This is a genomic window from Homoserinimonas sp. OAct 916 (genome assembly GCF_003260275.1).
Classification (GTDB): Bacteria; Actinomycetota; Actinomycetes; order Actinomycetales; family Microbacteriaceae; genus OACT-916.
On sequence record NZ_QJHB01000001.1, the window covers coordinates 291352 to 311923 of the forward strand.

Here is a 20572-nt window from a genome sequence, read left to right on the forward strand (position 1 = left end):
TGTTCGTGGGAACCATCGCCGCATGACGAAAAACGGTTCGACCCATGCTAAACGTCAGTCGGTCAATATGTCCTGAGCGGCACGCGCTTCGTAGGCAACCTGGTCCAAATCGTCGCCCGAGACGGTGACGTGCCCGATCTTGCGGCCGGGGCGCGGCTGCTTTCCATAGTCGTGGATCTTGACGTTCGGATGCTCCCTGAGCACCCTCTCGTAGCGGTCGTACAACGTGCCGGTCGTCGGCCCACCCAGGATGTTCGTCATCACCGACCAGGTCTCGCGGCATCGGGTGGAGCCGAGCGGCAGATCGAGAATGGCCCGCAGGTGCTGCTCGAACTGGCTGGTGATGGACCCGTCGATGGTCCAGTGCCCGCTGTTGTGCGGGCGCATTGCCAACTCGTTGACCAGGAGCCGGTCGTCAGTCGTCTCGAACAGTTCCACCGCGAGGACCCCGGTGGCCCCGATTCCCTCGGCGATGGCCACGGCAGTCTCCTCGGCAACGCGGGCAAGGCGTGCCGAGCAGCCCGGCGCAGGGGCCAACACCTCGGTGCAGATGCCATCCAGCTGCACTGTCTCGACGACCGGCCAGGCCGCGACTCCACCGCTCGGCCGGCGAGCGACCAACTGGGCCAACTCCCGGCGAAATTCAACCACTTCCTCGACCAGCAGGTCACCGCCACGACCGTCTTCGGCGAGCGCCAGAAACCAGTCATCGACCTCGTGGGCCTCGCTCACCACACGCACACCCTTGCCGTCATAGCCACCACGGGGGGTCTTGACGACCGCGCGCCCACCGTGCTGGTCGAGGAATCGGCCCAATTCGTCGGCGTTCGAGGCCCGGGCCCAGTCGGGGCAGGCGATGCCGAGCTCGGTCAACCGTTCTCGCATCAAGAGTTTGTCCTGCGCGAACTGCAGCGCATCCGGCCCCGGATGCACCGCGAACCCGCGGGAGACCAATTCACGGAGGATCGCCTGCGGCACATGTTCGTGGTCGAAAGTGATCACATCCACGCCCTCGGCGAACGCGAGTACCGTCTCCCAGTCGCGGTAGTCGCCGACGACCGTTGTTGCCAGGTGAGCGGGTTCCCCCTCGCTGGCCGCGAGCACCCGAATCTCCACCCCCAGATTCGTGGCGGGGGATATCATCATTCGAGCCAGTTGGCCCGCACCGATAACGCCGATTACGCTACTCACATCAGAACTTTCCTGTTGGCAATTGATCTCACGGCCAATTCGATGACCACCTCATACAGTACAACTGACGCTGGGAAACAATTGGGACCAACCGAATGCTGAGCGACTGGGTCAGTCGGCTGTGGAGCACTTTCATCGTTTACGCGCTCAAGTTCGGCGTCGTCGGCATCATCGGCCTCGTCATCGACGTGGGACTCTACAACATGCTCCGCCTGGGGGTGTTCGGAGACGGGTTCTGGCAGGGGGCCATCGCCGCGAAGGTGATCAGCACGTCAGTGGCGATCGTCTTCAATTGGGTCGGCAACCGGTATTGGACCTTCCGGGCGCACCGGAGCGCGAACGTGCTGAAGGAGTTCTTCGAGTTCGTTGTCGTCTCCCTCGGCGGAATGGCTATCGCCGTGCTCTGTCTGTGGATCAGCCACTACGTGATGGGATACACCAGCCTGCTTGCCGATAACATCTCCACGAACGTGGTCGGGCTCGTCCTCGGAACCGCGTTCCGCTTCATGCTCTACCGGTACTGGGTGTATCGCCCGGGTCGTGTCGGTGCACGGGTACAGAGCCCAGCAGAGGTCGGTGACATCGTATGAGCCGCACCGTGGTACTCATTCCCACCTACAACGAGAGGGAGAACCTGGCCGAGATGGTCTCCCGGGTTCTCGACGCCGTACCGACCGCCGATGTGCTGGTCATCGACGACTCATCCCCCGACGGCACCGGCGAGATCGCCGACCGGCTGGCTGCCGATGATTCTCGGGTGCATGTGTTGCACCGCACCGGCAAGCTCGGCCTGGGTTCGGCCTACGTCGCGGCGTTCGAATGGGGCCTGGCGCGCGGCTACGACTTGCTGGTCGAGATGGATGCCGACGGCTCGCACCCGCCCGAGCGGCTCCCGGCGATGCTCGAGGCGGCGAGCAGGCCTGCAACTTCAGTGCGTGGAGCAGGGCCCGTGGGTGAAGCAGTGCCCGTACGTGGAGCAGAGCCTGTGCGTGAAGCAGAGCCTGTGCGTGGAGCAGGGCCCCTACGTGGGGCGGCTCCCCGAGCCGGCGCGGAGCCGGGGGCCGGCAAACCTGTCGGCCTGGTGATCGGCTCCCGCTGGGTGCCGGGCGGCGAAGTCACCAACTGGCCGAAGAGGCGCGTGTGGTTGTCTCGGGCGGCGAATACGTATGCCGGGTTGGTGCTGGGCATCCGGGTGAAAGACTCGACGGCGGGCTTCCGGGTGTTCCGCGCCGAGGTGCTGCGCGAACTGCCGCTTCAGGCAATCGACTCGAAGGGATACTGCTTCCAGGTCGACATGACGCTCCGAGTCCTCGACGCCGGATACCGCGTGGTGGAAATGCCGATCAACTTCCATGAACGCCAGCACGGCGAGTCGAAGATGAGCGGGGACATCGTCGCGGAGGCGATGTGGCGCATCACGGGGTGGGGATGGCAGCGCCGCGTGCTGCGACGACGTTCTGGACGGTCCCTGCGGCCCTGACACCATGCGAGGCCGCGACGGCCGCGGCTGCCAGGGCTACCGGGCGCCCAGCGCTATCGTGTGGTCCGAGTCCGCTTCGAACTTCTGCCGGTTGGTCGCGATCGTGTTCTGGCTGTGCTCCATCAGGTCGCTGAGCGCGCTCACCACCAGCGAGGGCCCCGGCACATCGGCCAGAACGAACGGGGCATCCAGCCCGGCGTTGATGAGTACGTCGCCCGAGCCGAACACCGACTGCAGCCCGTGCTTTCGCACCGTGATGTCGTAGCCGCGGCTGTGCAACAATTCTTGCCGGATCCGCACGAAGAAGCCGTGCCGAACGATGATGCGCCGGGTGGTGATCGTGTACCGCCGGCTCAGCCAGCCGATCAACGGCAGCAACCCCACGAGCACGATGATCACCGCGCCGCCGGCCAGCAGCACAAGGTTGATCCACCCCTCGGTGAAGTTTCCGTAGAAGTAGCCAAGGGCCCCGACGGTGGCGATCACGAGAATCGCAGGCAGGAACAGCCTGCGGGCATTCGGGCGCAGCCGCGCGACCACCCGCTCCGCCTCCTGCGGCGCCTGGGCCTCAACCATCTCGTCTCTCGCTCTGCTCATGGCTCACTGTGGTTCGTGCCTCGCACATCCACTGACTCCATTAATACCGCAGATGCGTGACATCGCCGGCTCCGACAGCCACGAGTTCGCCATCCGAGGCTCGTTTGATCACGATCTGGCCATACTCGTCGATTCCGGCGGCCACCCCGGTGAGGTCAGCGCCGCCGGGCAGTGCCACGCGCACCTCACGGCCGAGGCTCTCGCAGGCGTCTTCGACAGCGGAGCGGAGACCGCTCGACTCCGCGTCTCCGCCCTCAGCCGCATACTGCCCGGTGAGGGCGATGAGTTCACTCAGATAGGTGGCGAGCACGGTGTCGAACGAGGTCTCCGCTGCCCCGACGGCAGCCAGGGACGTTGCTCCGGGAATCTCATCCGGCGCCTGGCTGAGATTGACGCCCGCACCGATCACGACCCCTGCGGCACCGGGCAGCAGTTCGCAGAGGATGCCACTGACCTTCTGCTCCCCGACCAGTACGTCATTGGGCCACTTGAAGCCGACATCGCCGTCAACCAGCAATGCCACGGCCCGCGTCATGGCGAGGCCGGCGAGCAACGGATACCACGTGAATCGGTCGATCGGCAGCGGCACTTTCTTCCGGTCGACCGGCCGAAGCAGGATCGACGCGGCGAGGCTGGAGGATGCGGCCGTCCACTGACGGCCGTGGCGGCCGCGCCCGTTCGTCTGGTTGTCGGTGACGATGCCGGAGAGGTCGGGCCAGTCCGCGGCCGACGGGCCAGACGCGAGAGTGACCAGTTCTTCGTTGGTGGAGCCCACTTCGGCTCTGTAGACCAGTCCGGGGACGAGGGTTCGTGACTCGGGAAGCTGCATGGTTTTCAGCGTACGCGTTGGAGCCCGGAAGTTCGGCCACTGCCCCGTCGGGGATTCTCAACCAGTGGACTCGTCAGGCTTTGTGTCTTCTCCACAAGCTCACAGGGGCAAGTCACAGCTAGAGTGAAACGCGTGACTGTACCCCAAGCTTCCGAACCCACCGACCTGTACACGACTGCCGGCAAGATCGCCGACCTCAAGAACCGGTACCACGAGGCTGTGACGGCACCGAGTGCGGTCGCGGTCGAGAAGCAGCACGCCAAGGGCAAGATGACCGCCCGTGAGCGCATCGAGCTCTTGCTCGACCACGGTTCCTTCGTGGAGCTGGACGAGTTCGTGCGGCATCGCACCCACGCGTTCGGAATGGACAAGCGCCGCCCCTATGGCGATTCGGTGGTCACCGGGGTGGGCACCATCCACGGACGCCAGGTCGCCGTCTACTCACAGGACTTCACAATTTTCGGCGGCTCGCTCGGCGAGGTGGCCGGCGAGAAGATCCTCAAGGTCATGGATCTCGCGCTGAAGACGGGTGTGCCGATCATCGGAATGCTCGACTCCGGCGGTGCGCGCATCCAGGAGGGGGTGGTCGCGCTCGGCAAGTACGGGGAGATCTTCCGGCGCAACACCGCGGCATCCGGGGTCATTCCCCAGATCTCGATCATCATGGGGCCGGCGGCCGGCGGGGCGGTCTATTCGCCCGCGCTCACCGACTTCGTGATCATGGTCGACAAGACCAGTCACATGTTCGTCACGGGCCCGGATGTCATCAAGACGGTCACCGGCGAAGACGTCGGCTTTGAGGAGCTCGGTGGGGCGCTCACCCATAACAAGATCTCAGGGGTCTCGCACTTCCTGGCCAGCGACGAGAACGACGCTCTCGACTATGCGCGCACCCTGCTCGGGTTCCTGCCCGACAACAACCTGGCGCAGCTGCCCGTCTACGACAGCGATGTCGACCTCGAGACCACAGACGCCGATCGAAAACTGAACACGCTGATCCCCGACAGCCCGAACCAGCCGTACGACATGAAGACGGTGATCGAACACGTCGTCGACGACGGGGATTTTCTCGAGACGCAACCGTTGTACGCTCCGAACATCGTTGTCGGCTTCGCACGCGTCGAGGGGCGCTCCGTCGGAATCGTGGCGAACCAACCCAACGCCATGGCCGGCACACTCAATATCGAGGCGGGCGAGAAGGCGGCCCGGTTCGTGCGCTTCTGCGACGCTTTCTCGATCCCGATCCTCACCTTCGTCGACGTTCCCGGCTTTCTGCCCGGCACCGATCAGGAGTGGACCGGCATCATCCGGCGTGGCGCGAAGTTGCTCTACGCCTACGCCGAGGCGACGGTGCCGTTGGTCACCGTGATCACCCGCAAGGCCTACGGCGGCGCCTACATCGTGATGGGCTCCAAGCAGTTGGGTGCCGACATCAACCTGGCCTGGCCGACCGCTGAGATCGCCGTGATGGGTGGACAGGGTGCGGTCAATATTCTGTACCGCAATGAGATCAAGGCGGCAGAGGCGAATGATGAAGACGTGTCGGCGGTTCGCACCAAGCTTGCGAACGAGTACACCTACAACGTCGCCAGCCCGTTTCTCGCCGCCGAGCGCGGGGAACTCGACAACGTGATCGAACCGTCTGCCACCCGGGTCTCGGTGATCAAGGCCCTCAGGGCACTGCGCGGCAAGCGGGCGAGTGCGCCGCCGAAGAAGCACGGGAACATTCCGCTGTGAACGCGACCGGGCAGAACGAGCAGGGGCAGAACGAGCTCCCCGACATCATTGTGCTCACCCCCGGGGCCACTGAACTCGAGATCGTGGCGGCGACCGCAGTGCTGGAAGGGGTCTTGAAAGAACTCGCTGCGGAGGCGGCGGAGCCAGCACCTGGCCGCATTCCGTGGCAACAGGTCGCCCGCAAGTTGCGGGAACCGATCGGGCCCGGTCATCCGGGTTGGGGCGAATTCAGCGGGTGAGGCGGGCCACCGACTCCAGGTGGTGTGTGTTCGGGAACAGGTCGAAGGCGCTCAGGCTGCGCAGCCGATACCCCTCTGCTGCCAGAAGCGCGACATCCCGGGCCAGCGCCACGGGGTCGCAGGCGACGTAGAGGATCTGTGCCGGCTGCAGGCGGCCGAGTGCCCGCACCACTTTCTTGCCGGCGCCGGCACGCGGCGGGTCGAGGATCACGGTGCCGGCCGATAGCCTGGCCCTCTCGTTCTGGTTCGACTCCTCACCCAAGTAGTCGAGGTAGCTGTCGACCCGTGCGGTGACCGCCTGGGCGCCCCACTCGCGCAGGTTGTGCTTCGCGTGGCCGGTGGCACGGGCGTCGGACTCCACCGTCGTGATTCGCAACCCCGGACTGGCAGCGAAGTCGCCGACCGCGGCTGCGAGAAGCCCCACACCGCCGTAGAGGTCGAGGTTGTCGGCCTGGGGGTCGAACAGGTCACGGTCGAGGCCCTCGACGACTGCCTGGCTGAGGCGCGTGGCGGCGCCGGCGTGCACCTGCCAGAAACCGCGCACATCGAGCTGGAATTCTCGGTTGCCGACCGTTTCGACGATCGTCTGCGCGGCGGGTGCCGCGCCCGAGGCGGGCCGCCTGGCCGGGCCCCCGCGCCTGCGCTGGTCCGCGCGGGAGCCACGCGGGGAGGCACGGCGTTCGGACCGTGGAGTCGTGAGAACGTGCGTCTGGCCCGTACTCGTCGCGACCAGGTCGATCGTGGACACGTCGGGCAGATTCAGGCCCAACGGTGCGATCTCGGCCAGGGCATCGACCGCAAGCGGAAGCGAGTCCACAGCCACCACCTGGTGGGAACGTGCGGCGTATGGTCCGACCCGGCCGTCGTCGTCGACGTGCAACCGCACGCGGGTGCGCCAGCCCGCGTCGGAGTGTTCGGGCAGTGCCTCGACCGAGACATCCGATTCGTGGCCGGCCATACGGCTGAGCGCCTCGGTCAGCACCACGCGTTTGAGTTCCCGCTGGTGGCCGGGCTGGATGTGTCCGAACTCGGCGCCACCGGGGCGCTGCTCGGGGGAGCGATCCACACTCGCCTCGGCCCACAGGTGCGGGCGACGGTGAACGGAGGCCTCGAGCACCTCGACGGTGTCGGCCCGCCAGAACGTGTCGTGGGTGGTGTCGCTGATGCGCGCGAGCACCCGTTCACCGGGAACGGTGTCACTGACGAAGACCACGCGGCCCAGGTGGCGGGCGACGAAGACCCCGCCGTGGGCCACATTGGTGATCTCGAGTTCGACGGTGTCGCCTTCGGCGATGTCACCCGCGCGGGAATCGGGCCGGGGTTCACGAGGGAAAGTCATTCCTAGAGCATTCCACACCCCGCCCAAAACCGGCCCGCGCGCCAGTTGGCACGCTTTGCCACAGTTCGAACAGGCGCGAAGCGTTCCCGATGGCGCGAAGAAGCAACGGCAGGGCTCAGCCGGGGGGGCCGGGTTTGTTCGTTAGGGTGTGTACCGCGTCCACGAAAGGCCCTCATGCGCTTGTACCTCGCCTCTACCTCGCCCGCCCGCCTCGCCCTGCTGCGTTCGGCCGGCATCGAACCGGTGTTGCTCTCGCCCGGTGTGGATGAAGATCACGTGGTACGTGATGCCGAGCACGGCGGCGAACCTCTCGGCCCGGAGGCCATGGTGCGTCTGCTCGCCCGGGCCAAGGCCGAAGCCGTCCAAGGCGATGGCATCGACGGGTTCATCCTCGGCGGCGACTCGGCCTTCGTGCTCGACGAAGTCATCTACGGCAAGCCGCACACCCCGCACGTGGCCGCAGAACGCTGGCATGCACAGCGCGGCCGCACCGGCCAGTTGTATTCCGGGCACTGGCTCATCGACCACCGGAATGGAACGGCAGGCCCGTCGGCCACGGCCGTTTCGGTGGCATCCGTCACCTTCGCCTCCGACATCTCGGATGCCGAGATCGACGCCTATGTCGCCACCGGTGAGCCGCTCTTCGTCGCCGGGGCGTTCACGATCGACAGCCTGGGTGCACCGTTCATCAGTCACATCGACGGCGATCCGAGCACCGTTGTCGGCCTCTCCCTCCCGACCCTCCGCAGCCTTTTTCGCGAGTTGGGTGTCGCCTGGCCGACACTCTGGAACCGGGCATGATCGCGTCCGCCACGCGCAGATATGTGGTTTTCCACTAATCAAATACGGGTTCCTTGTGCACGTGCTCCAATCAAAGTGGCCGTGCGCCCAATAGGCTTGGGCCTCATGGCGCGAATACACAAGGTCTTGATTGCAAACCGCGGCGAAATCGCCGTCCGGGTGATTCGAGCGGCGAAGGATGCCGGAATCATCTCGGTTGCGGTCTACGCCGACACCGACCGAGACGCACTGCACGCGAAACTCGCCGACGAATCCTATGCGCTCGAGGGCACCACCAGCAGTGAGACCTATCTGGTGGTCGAAAAACTCCTGTCGATCGCACGCCGCTCCGGGGCCGACGCCGTGCACCCCGGCTACGGGTTCCTGGCCGAGAACGCCGACTTCGCCCGCGCCGTCATCGCGGCCGGGCTGACCTGGATCGGCCCATCCCCCGAAGCGATTGAACAACTCGGCGACAAGGTCTCTGCCCGGCACGTGGCAGAGAAGGTCGGAGCACCACTCGCACCGGGAACGTTGAACCCCGTGACGGGTGCCGACGAGGTTTTGGAGTTCGTCGACACGCACGGCCTACCGGTGGCGATCAAAGCCGCATTCGGGGGCGGCGGCCGCGGGTTGAAAGTCGCCCGCACCCGAGAAGAAGTGCCGGAACTGTTCGAGTCGGCCACCCGCGAGGCGATCGCCGCGTTCGGCCGCGGAGAGTGCTTCGTCGAGAAGTTCCTCGACAAACCCCGCCACGTGGAGACCCAATGCCTGGCGGATGGGCATGGCAACGTTGTCGTCGTTTCCACCCGCGACTGCTCGCTGCAGCGCCGGCACCAGAAACTCGTCGAAGAGGCCCCGGCCCCCTTCCTCACCGACGCCCAGAACGCCGAGTTGTACCGGGCGTCCAAGGCGATCCTGAAGGATGTCGGCTACGTCGGCGCCGGCACCTGTGAGTTTCTCGTCGGCAATGACGGCACGGTGTCGTTCCTCGAGGTGAACACCCGTCTGCAGGTGGAGCATCCGGTGTCGGAGGAGATCACCGGTATCGACCTCGTGCGCGAACAGTTCCGCATCGCCGAGGGAGCCGTGCTCGACTACGGCGACCCGGCCCCCCGCGGGCACTCCTTCGAGTTTCGCATCAACGGGGAAGACGCCGGCCGTAACTTCATGCCGAGCCCGGGCCCCGTGCACGTCTTCAAACCCGCTGGCGGCCCCGGTGTGCGCGTGGACAGCGGGGTCGAGGCCGGAGACGTGGTCTCGGGCGCATTCGACTCGTTGCTGGCCAAACTGATCGTGACGGGGGCCACCCGCGAGGAAGCCCTGGAGCGCGCACGGCGTGCCCTCGACGAGTTCGAGGTGACCGGCCTGCCGACGGTGCTGCCATTCCACCGCGCCGTTGTTCGGGATGAGGCTTTCGCCCCGGCGGGCGACACGCACTTCAGCATCTACACGACCTGGATCGAGGATGAGTTCGAGAACGACATCGAGCCGTGGAGCGGTTCGCTGGAGGAGGCGATTGCCGCCGCACCCCGGCGCACCGTGGTGGTCGAGGTCGACGGTCGCCGCCTCGAGGTGAGCCTGCCCACCAAGTTCCTGGGTGGCAGCCACCCCGATTCCGGTCCCACTGCCGGCCCCTCTCCCAAGCGTCGCAACTTCGGCATGGCGGTCTCCACCATGACCGGCGACGCGGTCGCCGCGCCGATGCAGGCCACCGTGGTCAAGCTGGCGGTGGCAGAGGGCGACCATGTCGTCAAGGGCGACCTGATCCTTGTTCTGGAAGCGATGAAGATGGAGCAACCGCTCACCGCCCACAAGGACGGCATTATCGGCCCGATCCACTCGATAGTGGGCACGACGGTCTCGTCGGGGCACCTGCTGTTGACCATCACCGACTAGGAGACGTGTCCAAACAACGAATTCAGTTGCGTTGCGTCAGGTCAACAGATGATTTGTTGATACGGTGTGTTGAATATCAACGCGAACCGTGACCAGTAAAGATGATTACCGCCGACACTATGGCAGTGGGAGAGATAATGAAGTCGTTCGGATCACCAGCACGCAGGCCACGCCCACAACTGTCAGCGCGTACTGGCTTCTCCAGGCGCCAGTTCATGCAGTTCGCCGCCGCAGCCGGTGGCGCGACACTGCTCAGCGCATGCTCCACCAAGCCTGCTGGCACCGTTCCGGGCGCCGGCGCCGGCGGTGGGTCCACGGGCGAGCTCATCTGGGCGAACTGGCCCCTGTCTGTCGACACCGAAGATGACGGCACGATCCCCAGCCTTGTGGAGTTCCAGAAGCGCACCGGCACCCAGGTCAACTACCTCGCCGAGATCAACAGCAACGACGAGTGGTTCGCCAAGGTGCAGCCGCTGATGCAGGGCGGGCAGGGAATTCCAGCGAGCCTGGTGAGCCCCACCGACTGGATGGGCGGGCGTTTCATCACCCTCGACTGGGCAGAGAAACTCGACAAGGCAAAGATCCCGAACGCGAAGAACCTCCAACCGGCCTTCGAGAGCCCGGCATTCGACCCGACACGCACCTACTCCCTGCCGTGGCAGGGGTGGCTCGTGGGCATTGCCGTCAACACCGACGTGACGGGCAAGGATGTTCGTTCGGTCGACGAGTTGCTGGGCGACCCCGACCTCAAGGGCAAGGTGTCGCTGCTGACCGAGTTGCGGGAGACGACGGGCACGCTGATGCTCGCCAACGGGGCGGATCCGAGCAATTTCACCGAAGACGAGTTCAACCAGTCGCTGGAAGACATCGAGAAGGCGCGTGCGAGCGGGCAACTTCGCCGTTTCACGGGCAATGACTATGCGGCCGACCTGGCGCAGGGCAATATCGGCGCCTGCTTCGCCTGGGCCGGCGATGTGGTGCAACTGGCCAAGGACAATCCCGCCATCAAGTTCTTCATTCCCGAATCCGGGGCAGTCCTCATGGAGGACGTGATGATGGTTCCCAAGAACGCACAGAACTCGGACGGGGCGCACGAACTCATCGACTTCTACTTCGAGCCTGAGATCGCGGCGCAGGTCGCAGCCTATGTGAACGCGGTGTGCCCGGTAGCCGGAGCCCAGGATGCGATGGCCGACATCGATCCCGAACTTGCCGACAATGAGCTGATCTTCCCCGACGACAAGGCAATGGAGAGCATGTACACATACATGTCGATGAGCATCGAGGACAACCAGAAGTACCAGGCCGCGTTCGACAAGGCTCTGGGGCTCTGAGCATGACCGAGGTCATCACTGCCGAATCAGAGGGGCTCAAGCAGGCGACCGCCCTCCCCGGCGAGGGAGACCTGGATCTGCGCGGGCTCGTCAAACGGTACGGGAAGAACACGGTGGTCGATCACCTCGACCTCACTATTCCGAGCGGGCAGCTGTTCGCACTCCTCGGCCCCTCCGGCTGCGGCAAGACGACCACCCTGCGCATGGTGGCAGGGCTCGAGCATCCCGATGAGGGGCAGATCCACCTGTCCGGCACCGACATCACGCAGCTGCGAACCTTCCGCCGGCCGGTGAACACGGTCTTTCAGTCCTACGCCCTGTTTCCGCATCTGACCATCTTCGAGAACGTTGCCTTCGGGCTCCGAGAGCGACGCAAGAAAGACATCAAGGCGAAGGTCTCCCGAATACTCGAAACAGTTGAGCTCCAGGCGATGGCCCATCGCAAACCGGCCCAGCTCTCGGGCGGCCAGCAGCAGCGGGTCGCCCTTGCCCGTGCGCTGGTGAACGAACCCCAGGTGCTGCTGCTGGATGAGCCTCTCGGCGCACTCGACATGAAGCTGCGCCGCCAGATGCAGTACCAGATCAAGCAGATCCAGAACGAGCTCGGCCTCACCTTCCTGCACGTCACACACGACCAGGAGGAGGCCATGACGATGGCCGACAAGATCGCCGTCATGAACAACGGCAGGATCGAGCAGATGGGGGCGCCCGAGGAGCTGTACGAATCACCACGCACCGCGTTTGTGGCAAACTTTCTCGGAAGCTCCAACCTGCTCGAGGGCGAAGTGCGCGGCACCGACGGTGACGTGGTCGTCACGGAGGTCGTCGGTCAGCAGGTGCGCGTTCCGAAGGATCGGGTGCACAGCGCGCACCAGAGTGTGTTTGTCGGCGTGCGCCCCGAGAAGATTCACGTGGTGGAGCACGGGACCGCTCCCGACCCGTCAGAGAACGAGATCTCCGGCATTGTCCTGGACTCCTCGTTCATCGGGATCGGGACCGAATACGTGGTCACGGTGGCCGGCAGCTTCGAGCCCATGAAGGCCTTCGTGCAGAATCGTTCTGCGGGCGCGCGCCTTGCGCCCGGCACACCGGTGAGCCTGCGCTGGCAGATTCCTTTCACCTTCGCCCTGGACGGTCACGAGGATCCCCATGCCGGCGAGGGCAGTGCGGTGGGCCCTGCGACGGGCCACATCAGCGTCGACGCCGACGAGATGAGTGCGCGCGCCAAGCACGGGCCCCGGAAGTAGGCGCGTCCGCGATGGCACTGACTGCCGCTGAAAAGCGTCGAAACTGGACGCCGTACCTCCTGCTCGCGCCCATGCTGCTGTGGTTGCTGATGTTCTTCCTCGCGCCCATGGTGACGCTGCTCATGGGTTCGCTCCAATCGGGCTCCTTCACCGAAGGGTTCAACTTCACCTTCGAGGTGAGCAACTATGTGAATGCGATCGTCGCGTACTGGCCGTGGTTCCTGCGGTCGATCGGCTACGCGCTGGTGGCAACGTTGTGCGCACTGCTCATCGCGTATCCGCTCGCCTACATGATCGTGTTCAAGGCGGGCCGGTGGAAGTACATCCTGCTGGTGCTCGTGGTCGCGCCGCTGTTTGCCAGCTTTCTCGTGCGCACCCTCGCCTGGACGACGATTCTCGCGGATGAGGGCGTCGTCGTGGGCACTCTGCGCTCATTGCACATCCTTTCGCCCGACCAGTGGCTCCTCGCCACCCCTGTGTCAGTGATCGCCGGTCTCACCTACAACTTCCTGCCGTTCATGACGCTGCCCATCTACGTGAGCCTGGATCGCATCGACAAGCGCCTCATCGAGGCGGCGACCGACCTGTACGCCAGTGGATTCCGGGCGTTCAGGCGGGTGACGCTGCCGCTGTCCCTGCCGGGAATCGTGTCGGGCATGCTGCTGGTGTTCATTCCGGCGGCCGGTGACTTCGTGAATGCGCAGCTGCTCGGAAGTGTCGAGACACAGATGATCGGCAACGTCATTGAAAGCCAATACCTGCGCGCCCTCGACTACCCGATGGCGTCGGCCCTCTCGGTCATCCTCATTGTGCTGATCATCGGCCTCGTCACGTTCTCGATGCGCCGGTCGCGCGCGGATGAACTTCTCTAGGAGCGTCATGACCCGTGAAACCGCTCAACGACCTGTGAGCCAATTGAACTACTCGCCGAAGCGCGAGCGCATCTCCGGATTCTTCGGCCGCCACATCATTCGGGTGATCGGCGCACTGGCGACGGTGTATCTGTTGCTCCCCATCGCCGTGATCATTGTGATGTCATTGAACAAGCCGGCGGGCCGGTACAACTTCACGTTCAACGAGTTCACCCTCGACAACTGGACGAACATGTGCGGCCCCTACGGACTGTGCAGTTCGGTGACGTTGAGCCTGCAGATCGCACTCGCCGCCGCCGTGGCGGCCACCGTCATCGGGGTGCTTGCCGCGTACTCGCTGTCACGGTTCCGGTTTCGGGGGCACGGTTCGGCCAATATTCTCGTGCTGCTGCCCATGACGATGCCCGAGGTGGTACTCGGTGCTTCGCTGCTGACCCTGTATGTGAACGTGGGAATCCCCCTCGGCCCCCTTGCAATTCTGCTTGCCCACATCATGTTCTGCATCAGCTTTGTCATCATTGTCGTGAAGGCCCGGCTCGCCATGCTCGATGCCAATCTCACCGAGGCCGCGGCCGATCTCTACGCCACCCCGTGGCGTGCATTCAAACGCGTGACCCTTCCGCTCGCAGCCCCCGGCATTCTTGCCGGGGCAGTGCTCGCATTCGCGTTGTCGTTCGATGACTTCATCATCACCAACTTCAACTCGGGCAATGCGATGACCTTCCCCATGTACGTCTGGGGTGCGGCAAAGCGCGGTGTGCCACCGCAGGTGAACGTGATCGCGACGGTGATCTTCCTGATCGTGATGGTCCTGGCGGTGACCATGTCGATTGTCGCCACGGTGCGTGAGAACAGGTCCCGCTAGTCGAAGGCGGTAGGCGGTTACCGCACCACGTGCATCGCCCGGGCGGCATCCGCGAGTGACCCGGTCAGCGACGGATACACCGAGAAGGTGCGGGCGACCTGGTCGACGGTCATGCGCCGGTTGACCGCGAGGGCGAGCGGATAGATCAGCTCACTCGCGTTCGGCGCCACGATCACGCCCCCGATCACCGTGCCGCTGCCCGTGCTGGCGAAAAGCTTGACGAAACCATCGGTGATGCCCATCATCTTCGCGCGCGGGTTCTTCGACAGCTCGAGCTTATGGATCTGCCCGTCGACCTCCCCGGCCTCGATCTGCTTCTGCGACCAGCCGACCGTCGCGATCTCGGGCTGCGTGAAGATGTTCGCCGCGACGTTGCGCAGGTCGATCGGGATGACCGCGTCGCCCATCGCGTGGAACATGGCCGCACGGCCCTGCATGGAGGCGACGGAGGCCAACGGCAGGCTGGTCGTGCAGTCACCGGCGGCATAGACGTTCGGCATGCTGGTGCGCGCCACGCGGTTCACCCGGATGTGTCCGGATTCCGTCATCTGCACACCCGCCTCGGCCAGGCCGATGTCGGCCGTGTTCGGAACGGAGCCGACGGCCATCAGACAGTGGCTGCCTTCGACGGTACGACCATCGGACAGGGTCGCCAACACTCCCGTTTCGGTGCGAACAACCGAATCGGCCCGCGACTTGGACAGCACATTCATGCCGTGGCGCGTGAAGACGTTCTCGATCACGACCGCTGCATCGGCGTCTTCACCGGGCAGCACCTGGTCGCGACTGGAGATCAGGGTGACCTCGGAGCCGAGTGCCCGATAGGCCGACGCGAATTCGGCACCGGTCACACCACTGCCGACCACGATCAGGTGTTCGGGGGTGCTCCGCAGGCTGTAGAGCTGGGTCCAGGTGAGGATGCGCTCCCCGTCGGGGACTGCGGAGTCGAGAATGCGCGGGGTGGCCCCCACCGAGACGACCAGGGTGTCGGCCTCCACCCGATCGAAGTCGGTGCCCTTTGTGCCCGGGGCGGTGGAGACGATGATGCCACTGGTGCCGTCGAGCCGGCCCTCACCCTGGATCAGGCGCACGCCTGCCGACTTCAACTCCGCCTTCATGTCTTCGGACTGCTGGTCGGCGAGCCGCAGCAACCTGTTGTTGACCGCTGTCAGGTTGACCGCGATCTCGGGCCGCACCGGAGCACCCGACTCGTGACCGCGCAGGAAGAACTGCACCCCCAGGTCCGTGGCATCGTTGATGGCATTCGCGGCCACCGCGGTGGCGATCAGCGACTTCGAGGGAACCACATCGGTGAGCACCGCTGAACCGCCGATCCCCGCCCGTTCGACCAAGGTGACGTCGGCCCCCAATTGGGCGCCGGCCAATGCCGCCTCGTAGCCCCCGGGGCCGCCACCCAGGATGGCAATGCGTTGTTTGCGCTCGAACTCATAGGTCATTGCTTCATTCTCGCGCAGCGGCCGGTGCCCGCCAAACCGGGCCGGTGCCATCCTCGGGGCCAACGAACCCGTCGGGTGGTGCCCCGCCTGTCATAGAGTGGAGCAATGTCCGAGTCCTCAGTGAATCCCCTCGACCAGAACGACGTCGACCCGTTTGCGATTGCCCAGACGGCGGCCGCCCAGATCGCCGAACGAACCGGCGTCGCCCGGCACGATATCGCCCTCACCCTGGGCAGCGGCTGGGGCAGCGCAGCAGACCTGATCGGTGAGACCACGGCGTCGTTCCCGGCGCAGGAGATCGAAGGGTTCAGCGCCCCGGCACTGGTTGGCCACGGTGGCCTGCTCCGCTCGATTCTGTTGCCCAGTGGTAAGCGCGCACTGGTGATCGGCGCCCGTACGCATTACTACGAGGGCCACGGGGTTCGCCGGGTCGTGCACAGTGTGCGTACGGCGGCCGCGACCGGCGCGAAGACGATGATCCTCACCAACGGCGCGGGCGGCATCAAAGACCATTGGACGCCGGGCACGCCGGTTCTCATCAGCGACCACATCAACCTCACCGCTGATTCCCCGCTGGAGGGGGCGACCTTCGTCGACCTGACCGACCTGTACTCGAAGCGCCTGAGGCACGTCGCCCTCGGCGTCCGGGGCGATCTCGACCAGGGAGTGTATGTGCAGTTCCGCGGGCCGCACTACGAAACCCCGGCAGAGGTGCAGATGGTGAAGACCCTCGGCGGCCACATCGTCGGGATGTCGACGGCGCTCGAGGCGATCGCGGCCCGCCAAGCCGGCATGGAAGTGCTGGGACTGTCCCTGATCACCAATCTCGCCGCGGGGATCTCACCGACCCCGCTCAGCCACGACGAGGTCATCGAGGCGGGGAAGACCGCCGAACCGGTGATCAGCCGGCTGCTCGCCGACATCGTGGCGGCGCTGTGATGGTCGCTGACGCCACGGACGGCGTGCTCGAGTCGGCGCGCGCCTGGCTCGCCCAGGATCCCGACGCGGTCACCCGCCACGAACTCGCCGCGCTGATCGATCAGGCATCCGGCACCGGTGAGGGATCAGTCACCCCGGAGGCAGCGGCAGGCGCCCTGGCCGAACTGCACTCCCGCTTCGACACCCGGCTTGAGTTCGGCACCGCCGGGCTCCGCGGCGAGATCGGTGCAGGCTCCAACCGGATGAACCGGGTGCTCGTTGCCCAGGCCGCGGCAGGCCTCGCCGCCTACCTGTTGGAGAAGGCACAACCGGGTGTGACCCCATCGGTTGTGATCGGCTATGACGGCCGCACCAACTCGGATGTCTTCGCCCGCGACAGCGCCGAGATCATGGCAGGGGCGGGCGTGCGCGCCATCCTGTTGCCCAGGCTGCTGCCGACCCCGGTGCTCGCGTTCGCGGTGCGTCACTTCGATGTGAGCGCCGGCGTGATGGTCACCGCCTCACACAACCCCCCGCGCGACAACGGCTACAAGGTGTACCTGGGCGGGGCACATCAGGGCTCCCAGATCGTGGCCCCCGCTGATGGGGAGATCGCCGCGCACATTCTGCGGTTCGCTGCCGAGCGCAGTGTGCTCGACGCACCTCGCCGCACCGACTATCAGGTCGCCACCGACGAGGTGGTCGACTCCTACATCATCGCCACCGTCGCGGATGTGCCCCGCCCCGAGGCGCAGGTCTCCTCGGTGTACACCGCGATGCATGGGGTCGGTTGGGAGACTGCACAGCGGGTCTTCCAGAATGCCGGCTTCGACGCACCAGCATGCGTGGCCGAGCAGATCGCACCCGATGCCGCGTTCCCGACGGTTGCCTTCCCGAACCCCGAGGAGCCGGGCGCGATGGATCTGGCGTTCGCGAGGGCCCGGGAGGTGGGGGCCGAGATCGTCATCGCCAACGACCCCGATGCCGACCGGCTGGCCGTGGCGATCCCCTCTGCCGGTCCAGGCTCCGAAGGCGGTTGGCGCCGGCTGAGCGGAAACGAGGTGGGGTACCTGCTCGGCTGGCAGGCGGCCGAACATGCGCGTGCGGCCGGGATCGGCGGCACCCTGGTGTGCACGATCGTCTCCTCCCCCGCGTTGCGTGCCGTCGCCGGCGACTACGGTCTCGACTTCGTCGAAACGCTCACCGGGTTCAAATGGGTGAGCCGGGTTCCGGGCATCCTCTACGGCTACGAGGAGGCCCTCGGCTATCTGGTCAACCCCGGCACGGTGCGAGACAAGGACGGCATCTCGGCGGCACTCGCGTTCTTGTCCCTGGCCTCCGAGCTCAAGACACGCGGGTCGACGATCGCCGACCGGCTGGATGAGTTCACCGCGCGGTTCGGGCACTTCGCATCAGACCAGATCTCGATCCGGGTGACCGACCTGGCCGACATTGCGCGCGTGATGGCGTTGTTGCGTGAGAGCCCGCCGACAAAGATCGGTGGCGTGCCCGTGGAGCGGATCGACGACCTGTTGGGCGGGTTCGGTGATCTCGCGCCCAGCGACGTTCTGCGCATCCGGCTTGCTGACGGGTCGCGCGTCATGGTGCGACCCAGCGGCACCGAGCCCAAGCTCAAGATCTACATCGATGCGTCCTCGACCGAGGGCAGCGTCGCCGAGCGCCGGGCGTCAGCGACGGGCCGCGTGTCGGCTCTGGCCGAGGGGATGACCCTGCTGATCGGTTGAGGCCAGCCGGCGGTCGCGCCGGCAGTTGTCGAACCGGCGCCGGGAGGCCTCACCGGGCTGCCGCACCCCCGAGCCCTGCCGCACCCCCGAGCCCTGCCGTGATCGACGCGGCGGCCGACCGGGCATGCTCTTCGGCGTCGTTCAGCCGTCCGCTGCTGAAACTCGTCGAGATGTAGGGCACCGTCAGGGCCGCGGACACTCGTCTATCCGGGCCGAAGACCGGGTAGACCAGGTCGGTGACACCGGGCTGGATACTGTCATCGGCGCGCTCGAACCCGTGCTCGCGGATGGTGTCGAGCCGTTCGGCCATGGCCCGGCCGGCACGCGGTTGCAGGGACGCGAGCCACGCGTCGCGCACATCGTCGTCCTGGTGCGCCATCAACAGCGCCCCGGTCGCGGTGGTGTCGATCGGAAACGTGGCACCCACACGGACGTGGAATCCGAAATCGGCGGGACTCTCGACCTGGGCGAGGATCAGAACCCGTCCCGCCTCGAGCATCCCGAGGTTGCATGATTGCCGCACCCGGTCGGCCAGAAGGCGCATCGGATACTGCGCGGCCAGGATCAGGCCCCGCACCCCGTGGTGCCGGTGGGCCAGATCGAACATTCGGAGCGACAACGAATACAGGCCGGACTGGGGATGCCGATAGATGTACCCCCTGGCCTGCAACGTCTGCAGCACCCGGAAGATCTGGCTGGCGGAGCGCTCGACCCGTTCCGCGATCTCTCCCTGGGCCAGGCCACCGGATTGTCCCGCCAGAAGCTCCAGGATGTCCAACGCCTTGTCCAGCGCCGGCACCGAGTAATCGGGTGCGGTGGCGCTCACCGATCCACCTGCATGGTGGCGAGCATCCGCCTCGCGATCTCACGGTTGAGATCATCAGGAACCGGATGCGCACCCGCGGTGAGTTCCGCCGGCCGCCTCGCCACTCGCTCAAGCGACATCGCCTGCAACAGGAAGCCGAGATCCATCGACTCGAGCGAGTTGCCCTTGGGCTCCCGGCCCGCCAGGTTGAACATTCGACCACCGGCAATCAATGTCAGGTACCGCCCGTCGGCGAACTCGACCTGTTCGATCCCGTCGTCGACCTCTCGTACCCGCTCGGCGTGCGCGGTCAGCGCCGACACATCGATCTCCCACGCAAAATGGCCGCAGTTCGCGAGAACGGCCCCGGACTCCATCCGGGCGAAGTCCTCTGGCCCCAAGACGTTCGGCCTCCCCGTTGCGGTGATGAAGACTTCTCCCCACCCCGCCAGATCACTCGTCGCGCCCACACGGAATCCGTCCATCGCTGCTTCGAATGCCTTCAGCTCATCGCGTTCCACCACAGCCACCCGGCCCCCGAGCGCGCGAAGGTACTGGGCGACACCGCGTCCGCACCAGCCGTAGCCGATTACGACGAATCGGCGCCCGGGCACCATCAGGTTGGTGATGCGCATGAAACTCTCCACCACCGACTGTCCCACGGCGTGTTTGTTCTCGCCGATCTGCTTGAGCGGGCTGTCGTTGATCACGATGACCGGGTACGGCACTCGGCCAGCGAGCTCACCGCGCAGCCGATCTCCCCCGGAGGTGGTCTCCTCGGTGGCGCCGATGATTCGTGCGGTGGTGCCGTCGCGCACACCCTGCGCAATCAGGTCGCCGCCGTTGTCCAGGATGATGTCGGGCTGCAATGCCAACACGTGCGTGAGGTTCTCGGCGTGCTGCTCGGCCGTGTCGTCACGCGCCCCGTAGATCGTCATGCCCTGGCTGCGCAGCACGGCGACGATGTCATCCTGGGTCGAGCCGTGGTTTCCGGTGGCGACGATTTCGGCGCCACCGGCGGCAAGCACCTCGAGCAGCACGGCCGTCTTCGGGTCGAGGTGGATGGCCACTCCGATCCGCAGGCGGCGAAAGGGTCTGCTCTCGGCGAACTCGTCCTTGATCGCGGCCAGTAGGCGCATTCGCGAGCGGATCCAGTCAAGCCGTCGTTCCCCGTGCTGAACCAGGGTGTCGCCAGTGAGTACCATGCATCGAGTTTACTCAGGTAAACGAGAGTTTTG

The 20572-nt window shown here is 65.7% G+C and carries 19 protein-coding genes; 12 read left to right on the forward strand and 7 right to left on the reverse strand.

What is annotated here, in order from left to right; genetic code table 11:
• Positions 1-54: 54 nt before the first annotated feature.
• A complete protein-coding gene (locus DL891_RS01200) occupies positions 55-1218 on the reverse strand; it encodes a 5-(carboxyamino)imidazole ribonucleotide synthase (protein WP_255563064.1) in 1164 nt (387 codons plus the stop codon).
• A gap of 68 nt (positions 1219-1286) precedes the next feature.
• Between DL891_RS01200 and DL891_RS01205 the strand changes: the two genes are divergently transcribed.
• The gene (locus DL891_RS01205) at positions 1287-1781 is read left to right on the forward strand and encodes a GtrA family protein (RefSeq protein ID WP_111718580.1); all 495 of its coding nucleotides are present in this window, start codon (positions 1287-1289) and stop codon (positions 1779-1781) included.
• Complete coding sequence (locus DL891_RS17415; protein ID WP_111718581.1) at positions 1778-2671, forward strand: polyprenol monophosphomannose synthase; 894 nt, start codon at positions 1778-1780, stop codon at positions 2669-2671. The genes DL891_RS01205 and DL891_RS17415 overlap by 4 nt, the downstream gene beginning before the upstream one ends.
• Positions 2672-2707: 36 nt before the next feature.
• On the opposite strand, the gene DL891_RS01215 is transcribed toward DL891_RS17415, so the two are convergent.
• Entirely contained in the window at positions 2708-3268 is a 561-nt protein-coding gene (locus DL891_RS01215; protein WP_232818944.1) for a PH domain-containing protein, read from the reverse strand.
• A gap of 40 nt (positions 3269-3308) precedes the next feature.
• Positions 3309-4097, reverse strand: a complete 789-nt coding sequence (locus DL891_RS01220) for a biotin--[acetyl-CoA-carboxylase] ligase (RefSeq protein WP_111718583.1) — start codon at positions 4095-4097, stop codon at positions 3309-3311.
• A 132-nt stretch (positions 4098-4229) separates the two neighbouring features.
• On the opposite strand from DL891_RS01220, the gene DL891_RS01225 reads away from it, so the two are divergent.
• Both DL891_RS01225 and DL891_RS01230 read left to right on the forward strand, forming a co-directional pair.
• Positions 4230-5834, forward strand: coding sequence for an acyl-CoA carboxylase subunit beta (locus DL891_RS01225; protein WP_111718584.1), 1605 nt, complete (start codon positions 4230-4232; stop codon positions 5832-5834).
• On the forward strand, positions 5831-6073 hold the full coding sequence (locus tag DL891_RS01230; protein WP_111718585.1) for an acyl-CoA carboxylase epsilon subunit: 243 nt from the start codon (positions 5831-5833) through the stop codon (positions 6071-6073). The genes DL891_RS01225 and DL891_RS01230 overlap by 4 nt, the downstream gene beginning before the upstream one ends.
• Here DL891_RS01230 and DL891_RS01235 read toward each other — a convergent pair.
• Positions 6063-7412 carry a class I SAM-dependent RNA methyltransferase gene (locus DL891_RS01235; protein WP_232818945.1) on the reverse strand — a complete coding sequence of 450 codons (1350 nt, stop codon included), beginning with the start codon at positions 7410-7412 and terminating at the stop codon, positions 6063-6065. The two genes, DL891_RS01230 and DL891_RS01235, sit on opposite strands and share 11 nt — an antisense overlap.
• A gap of 174 nt (positions 7413-7586) precedes the next feature.
• Here DL891_RS01235 and DL891_RS01240 point away from each other — a divergent pair, with 174 nt between their 5' ends.
• The 6 genes from DL891_RS01240 to DL891_RS01265 all read left to right on the forward strand — a co-directional run bounded on the left by DL891_RS01240 (position 7587) and on the right by DL891_RS01265 (position 14409).
• Positions 7587-8213 (forward strand): nucleoside triphosphate pyrophosphatase, encoded by a 627-nt coding sequence (locus DL891_RS01240; protein WP_111718586.1) that lies wholly within the window; start codon positions 7587-7589, stop codon positions 8211-8213.
• A gap of 105 nt (positions 8214-8318) precedes the next feature.
• Entirely contained in the window at positions 8319-10091 is a 1773-nt protein-coding gene (locus DL891_RS01245; RefSeq protein WP_111718587.1) for a biotin carboxylase N-terminal domain-containing protein, read from the forward strand.
• Positions 10092-10306: 215 nt separating this feature from the next.
• Positions 10307-11425: a spermidine/putrescine ABC transporter substrate-binding protein gene (locus DL891_RS01250; protein WP_198668732.1), complete on the forward strand. Its 1119-nt coding sequence runs from the start codon at positions 10307-10309 to the stop codon at positions 11423-11425.
• A 2-nt stretch (positions 11426-11427) separates the two neighbouring features.
• Positions 11428-12672, forward strand: a complete 1245-nt coding sequence (locus DL891_RS01255) for an ABC transporter ATP-binding protein (RefSeq protein ID WP_111718589.1) — start codon at positions 11428-11430, stop codon at positions 12670-12672.
• A gap of 11 nt (positions 12673-12683) precedes the next feature.
• A complete protein-coding gene (locus DL891_RS01260) occupies positions 12684-13544 on the forward strand; it encodes an ABC transporter permease (RefSeq protein WP_111718590.1) in 861 nt (286 codons plus the stop codon).
• 7 nt (positions 13545-13551) lie between these two features.
• Positions 13552-14409, forward strand: a complete 858-nt coding sequence (locus tag DL891_RS01265; protein ID WP_111718591.1) for an ABC transporter permease — start codon at positions 13552-13554, stop codon at positions 14407-14409.
• A 17-nt stretch (positions 14410-14426) separates the two neighbouring features.
• Here the strand turns inward: DL891_RS01265 and DL891_RS01270 are convergent, their stop codons facing one another.
• Complete coding sequence (locus DL891_RS01270) at positions 14427-15866, reverse strand: NAD(P)H-quinone dehydrogenase (protein WP_111718592.1); 1440 nt, start codon at positions 15864-15866, stop codon at positions 14427-14429.
• Between the two features lie 105 nt (positions 15867-15971).
• Between DL891_RS01270 and DL891_RS01275 the strand changes: the two genes are divergently transcribed.
• Both DL891_RS01275 and DL891_RS01280 read left to right on the forward strand, forming a co-directional pair.
• Entirely contained in the window at positions 15972-16805 is an 834-nt protein-coding gene (locus DL891_RS01275) for a purine-nucleoside phosphorylase (RefSeq protein ID WP_111718593.1), read from the forward strand.
• Complete coding sequence (locus DL891_RS01280) at positions 16805-18529, forward strand: phospho-sugar mutase (protein ID WP_111718809.1); 1725 nt, start codon at positions 16805-16807, stop codon at positions 18527-18529. The genes DL891_RS01275 and DL891_RS01280 overlap by 1 nt, the downstream gene beginning before the upstream one ends.
• 49 nt (positions 18530-18578) lie before the next feature.
• On the opposite strand, the gene DL891_RS01285 is transcribed toward DL891_RS01280, so the two are convergent.
• Both DL891_RS01285 and DL891_RS01290 read right to left on the reverse strand, forming a co-directional pair.
• Positions 18579-19355 carry an IclR family transcriptional regulator gene (locus DL891_RS01285; protein ID WP_111718594.1) on the reverse strand — a complete coding sequence of 259 codons (777 nt, stop codon included), beginning with the start codon at positions 19353-19355 and terminating at the stop codon, positions 18579-18581.
• Entirely contained in the window at positions 19352-20539 is a 1188-nt protein-coding gene (locus DL891_RS01290; RefSeq protein WP_111718595.1) for an adenosylhomocysteinase, read from the reverse strand. Before DL891_RS01290 ends, DL891_RS01285 begins: the two co-directional genes overlap by 4 nt.
• Positions 20540-20572 lie beyond the last annotated feature (33 nt).

Bases quoted from the DNA above. Each gene is read 5' to 3' on its own strand.
- DL891_RS01205 (WP_111718580.1), top strand. From the start codon at position 1,287: ATGCTGAGCGACTGGGTCAGTCGGCTGTGGAGCACTTTCATCGTTTAC.
- DL891_RS17415 (WP_111718581.1), top strand. From the start codon at position 1,778: ATGAGCCGCACCGTGGTACTCATTCCCACCTACAACGAGAGGGAGAAC.
- DL891_RS01215 (WP_232818944.1), bottom strand. From the start codon at position 3,268: ATGAGCAGAGCGAGAGACGAGATGGTTGAGGCCCAGGCGCCGCAGGAG.
- DL891_RS01220 (WP_111718583.1), bottom strand. From the start codon at position 4,097: ATGCAGCTTCCCGAGTCACGAACCCTCGTCCCCGGACTGGTCTACAGA.
- DL891_RS01235 (WP_232818945.1), bottom strand. From the start codon at position 7,412: ATGACTTTCCCTCGTGAACCCCGGCCCGATTCCCGCGCGGGTGACATC.
- DL891_RS01240 (WP_111718586.1), top strand. From the start codon at position 7,587: ATGCGCTTGTACCTCGCCTCTACCTCGCCCGCCCGCCTCGCCCTGCTG.
- DL891_RS01245 (WP_111718587.1), top strand. From the start codon at position 8,319: ATGGCGCGAATACACAAGGTCTTGATTGCAAACCGCGGCGAAATCGCC.
- DL891_RS01250 (WP_198668732.1), top strand. From the start codon at position 10,307: ATGCAGTTCGCCGCCGCAGCCGGTGGCGCGACACTGCTCAGCGCATGC.
- DL891_RS01255 (WP_111718589.1), top strand. From the start codon at position 11,428: ATGACCGAGGTCATCACTGCCGAATCAGAGGGGCTCAAGCAGGCGACC.
- DL891_RS01260 (WP_111718590.1), top strand. From the start codon at position 12,684: ATGGCACTGACTGCCGCTGAAAAGCGTCGAAACTGGACGCCGTACCTC.
- DL891_RS01265 (WP_111718591.1), top strand. From the start codon at position 13,552: ATGACCCGTGAAACCGCTCAACGACCTGTGAGCCAATTGAACTACTCG.
- DL891_RS01270 (WP_111718592.1), bottom strand. From the start codon at position 15,866: ATGACCTATGAGTTCGAGCGCAAACAACGCATTGCCATCCTGGGTGGC.
- DL891_RS01275 (WP_111718593.1), top strand. From the start codon at position 15,972: ATGTCCGAGTCCTCAGTGAATCCCCTCGACCAGAACGACGTCGACCCG.
- DL891_RS01280 (WP_111718809.1), top strand. From the start codon at position 16,805: ATGGTCGCTGACGCCACGGACGGCGTGCTCGAGTCGGCGCGCGCCTGG.
- DL891_RS01290 (WP_111718595.1), bottom strand. From the start codon at position 20,539: ATGGTACTCACTGGCGACACCCTGGTTCAGCACGGGGAACGACGGCTT.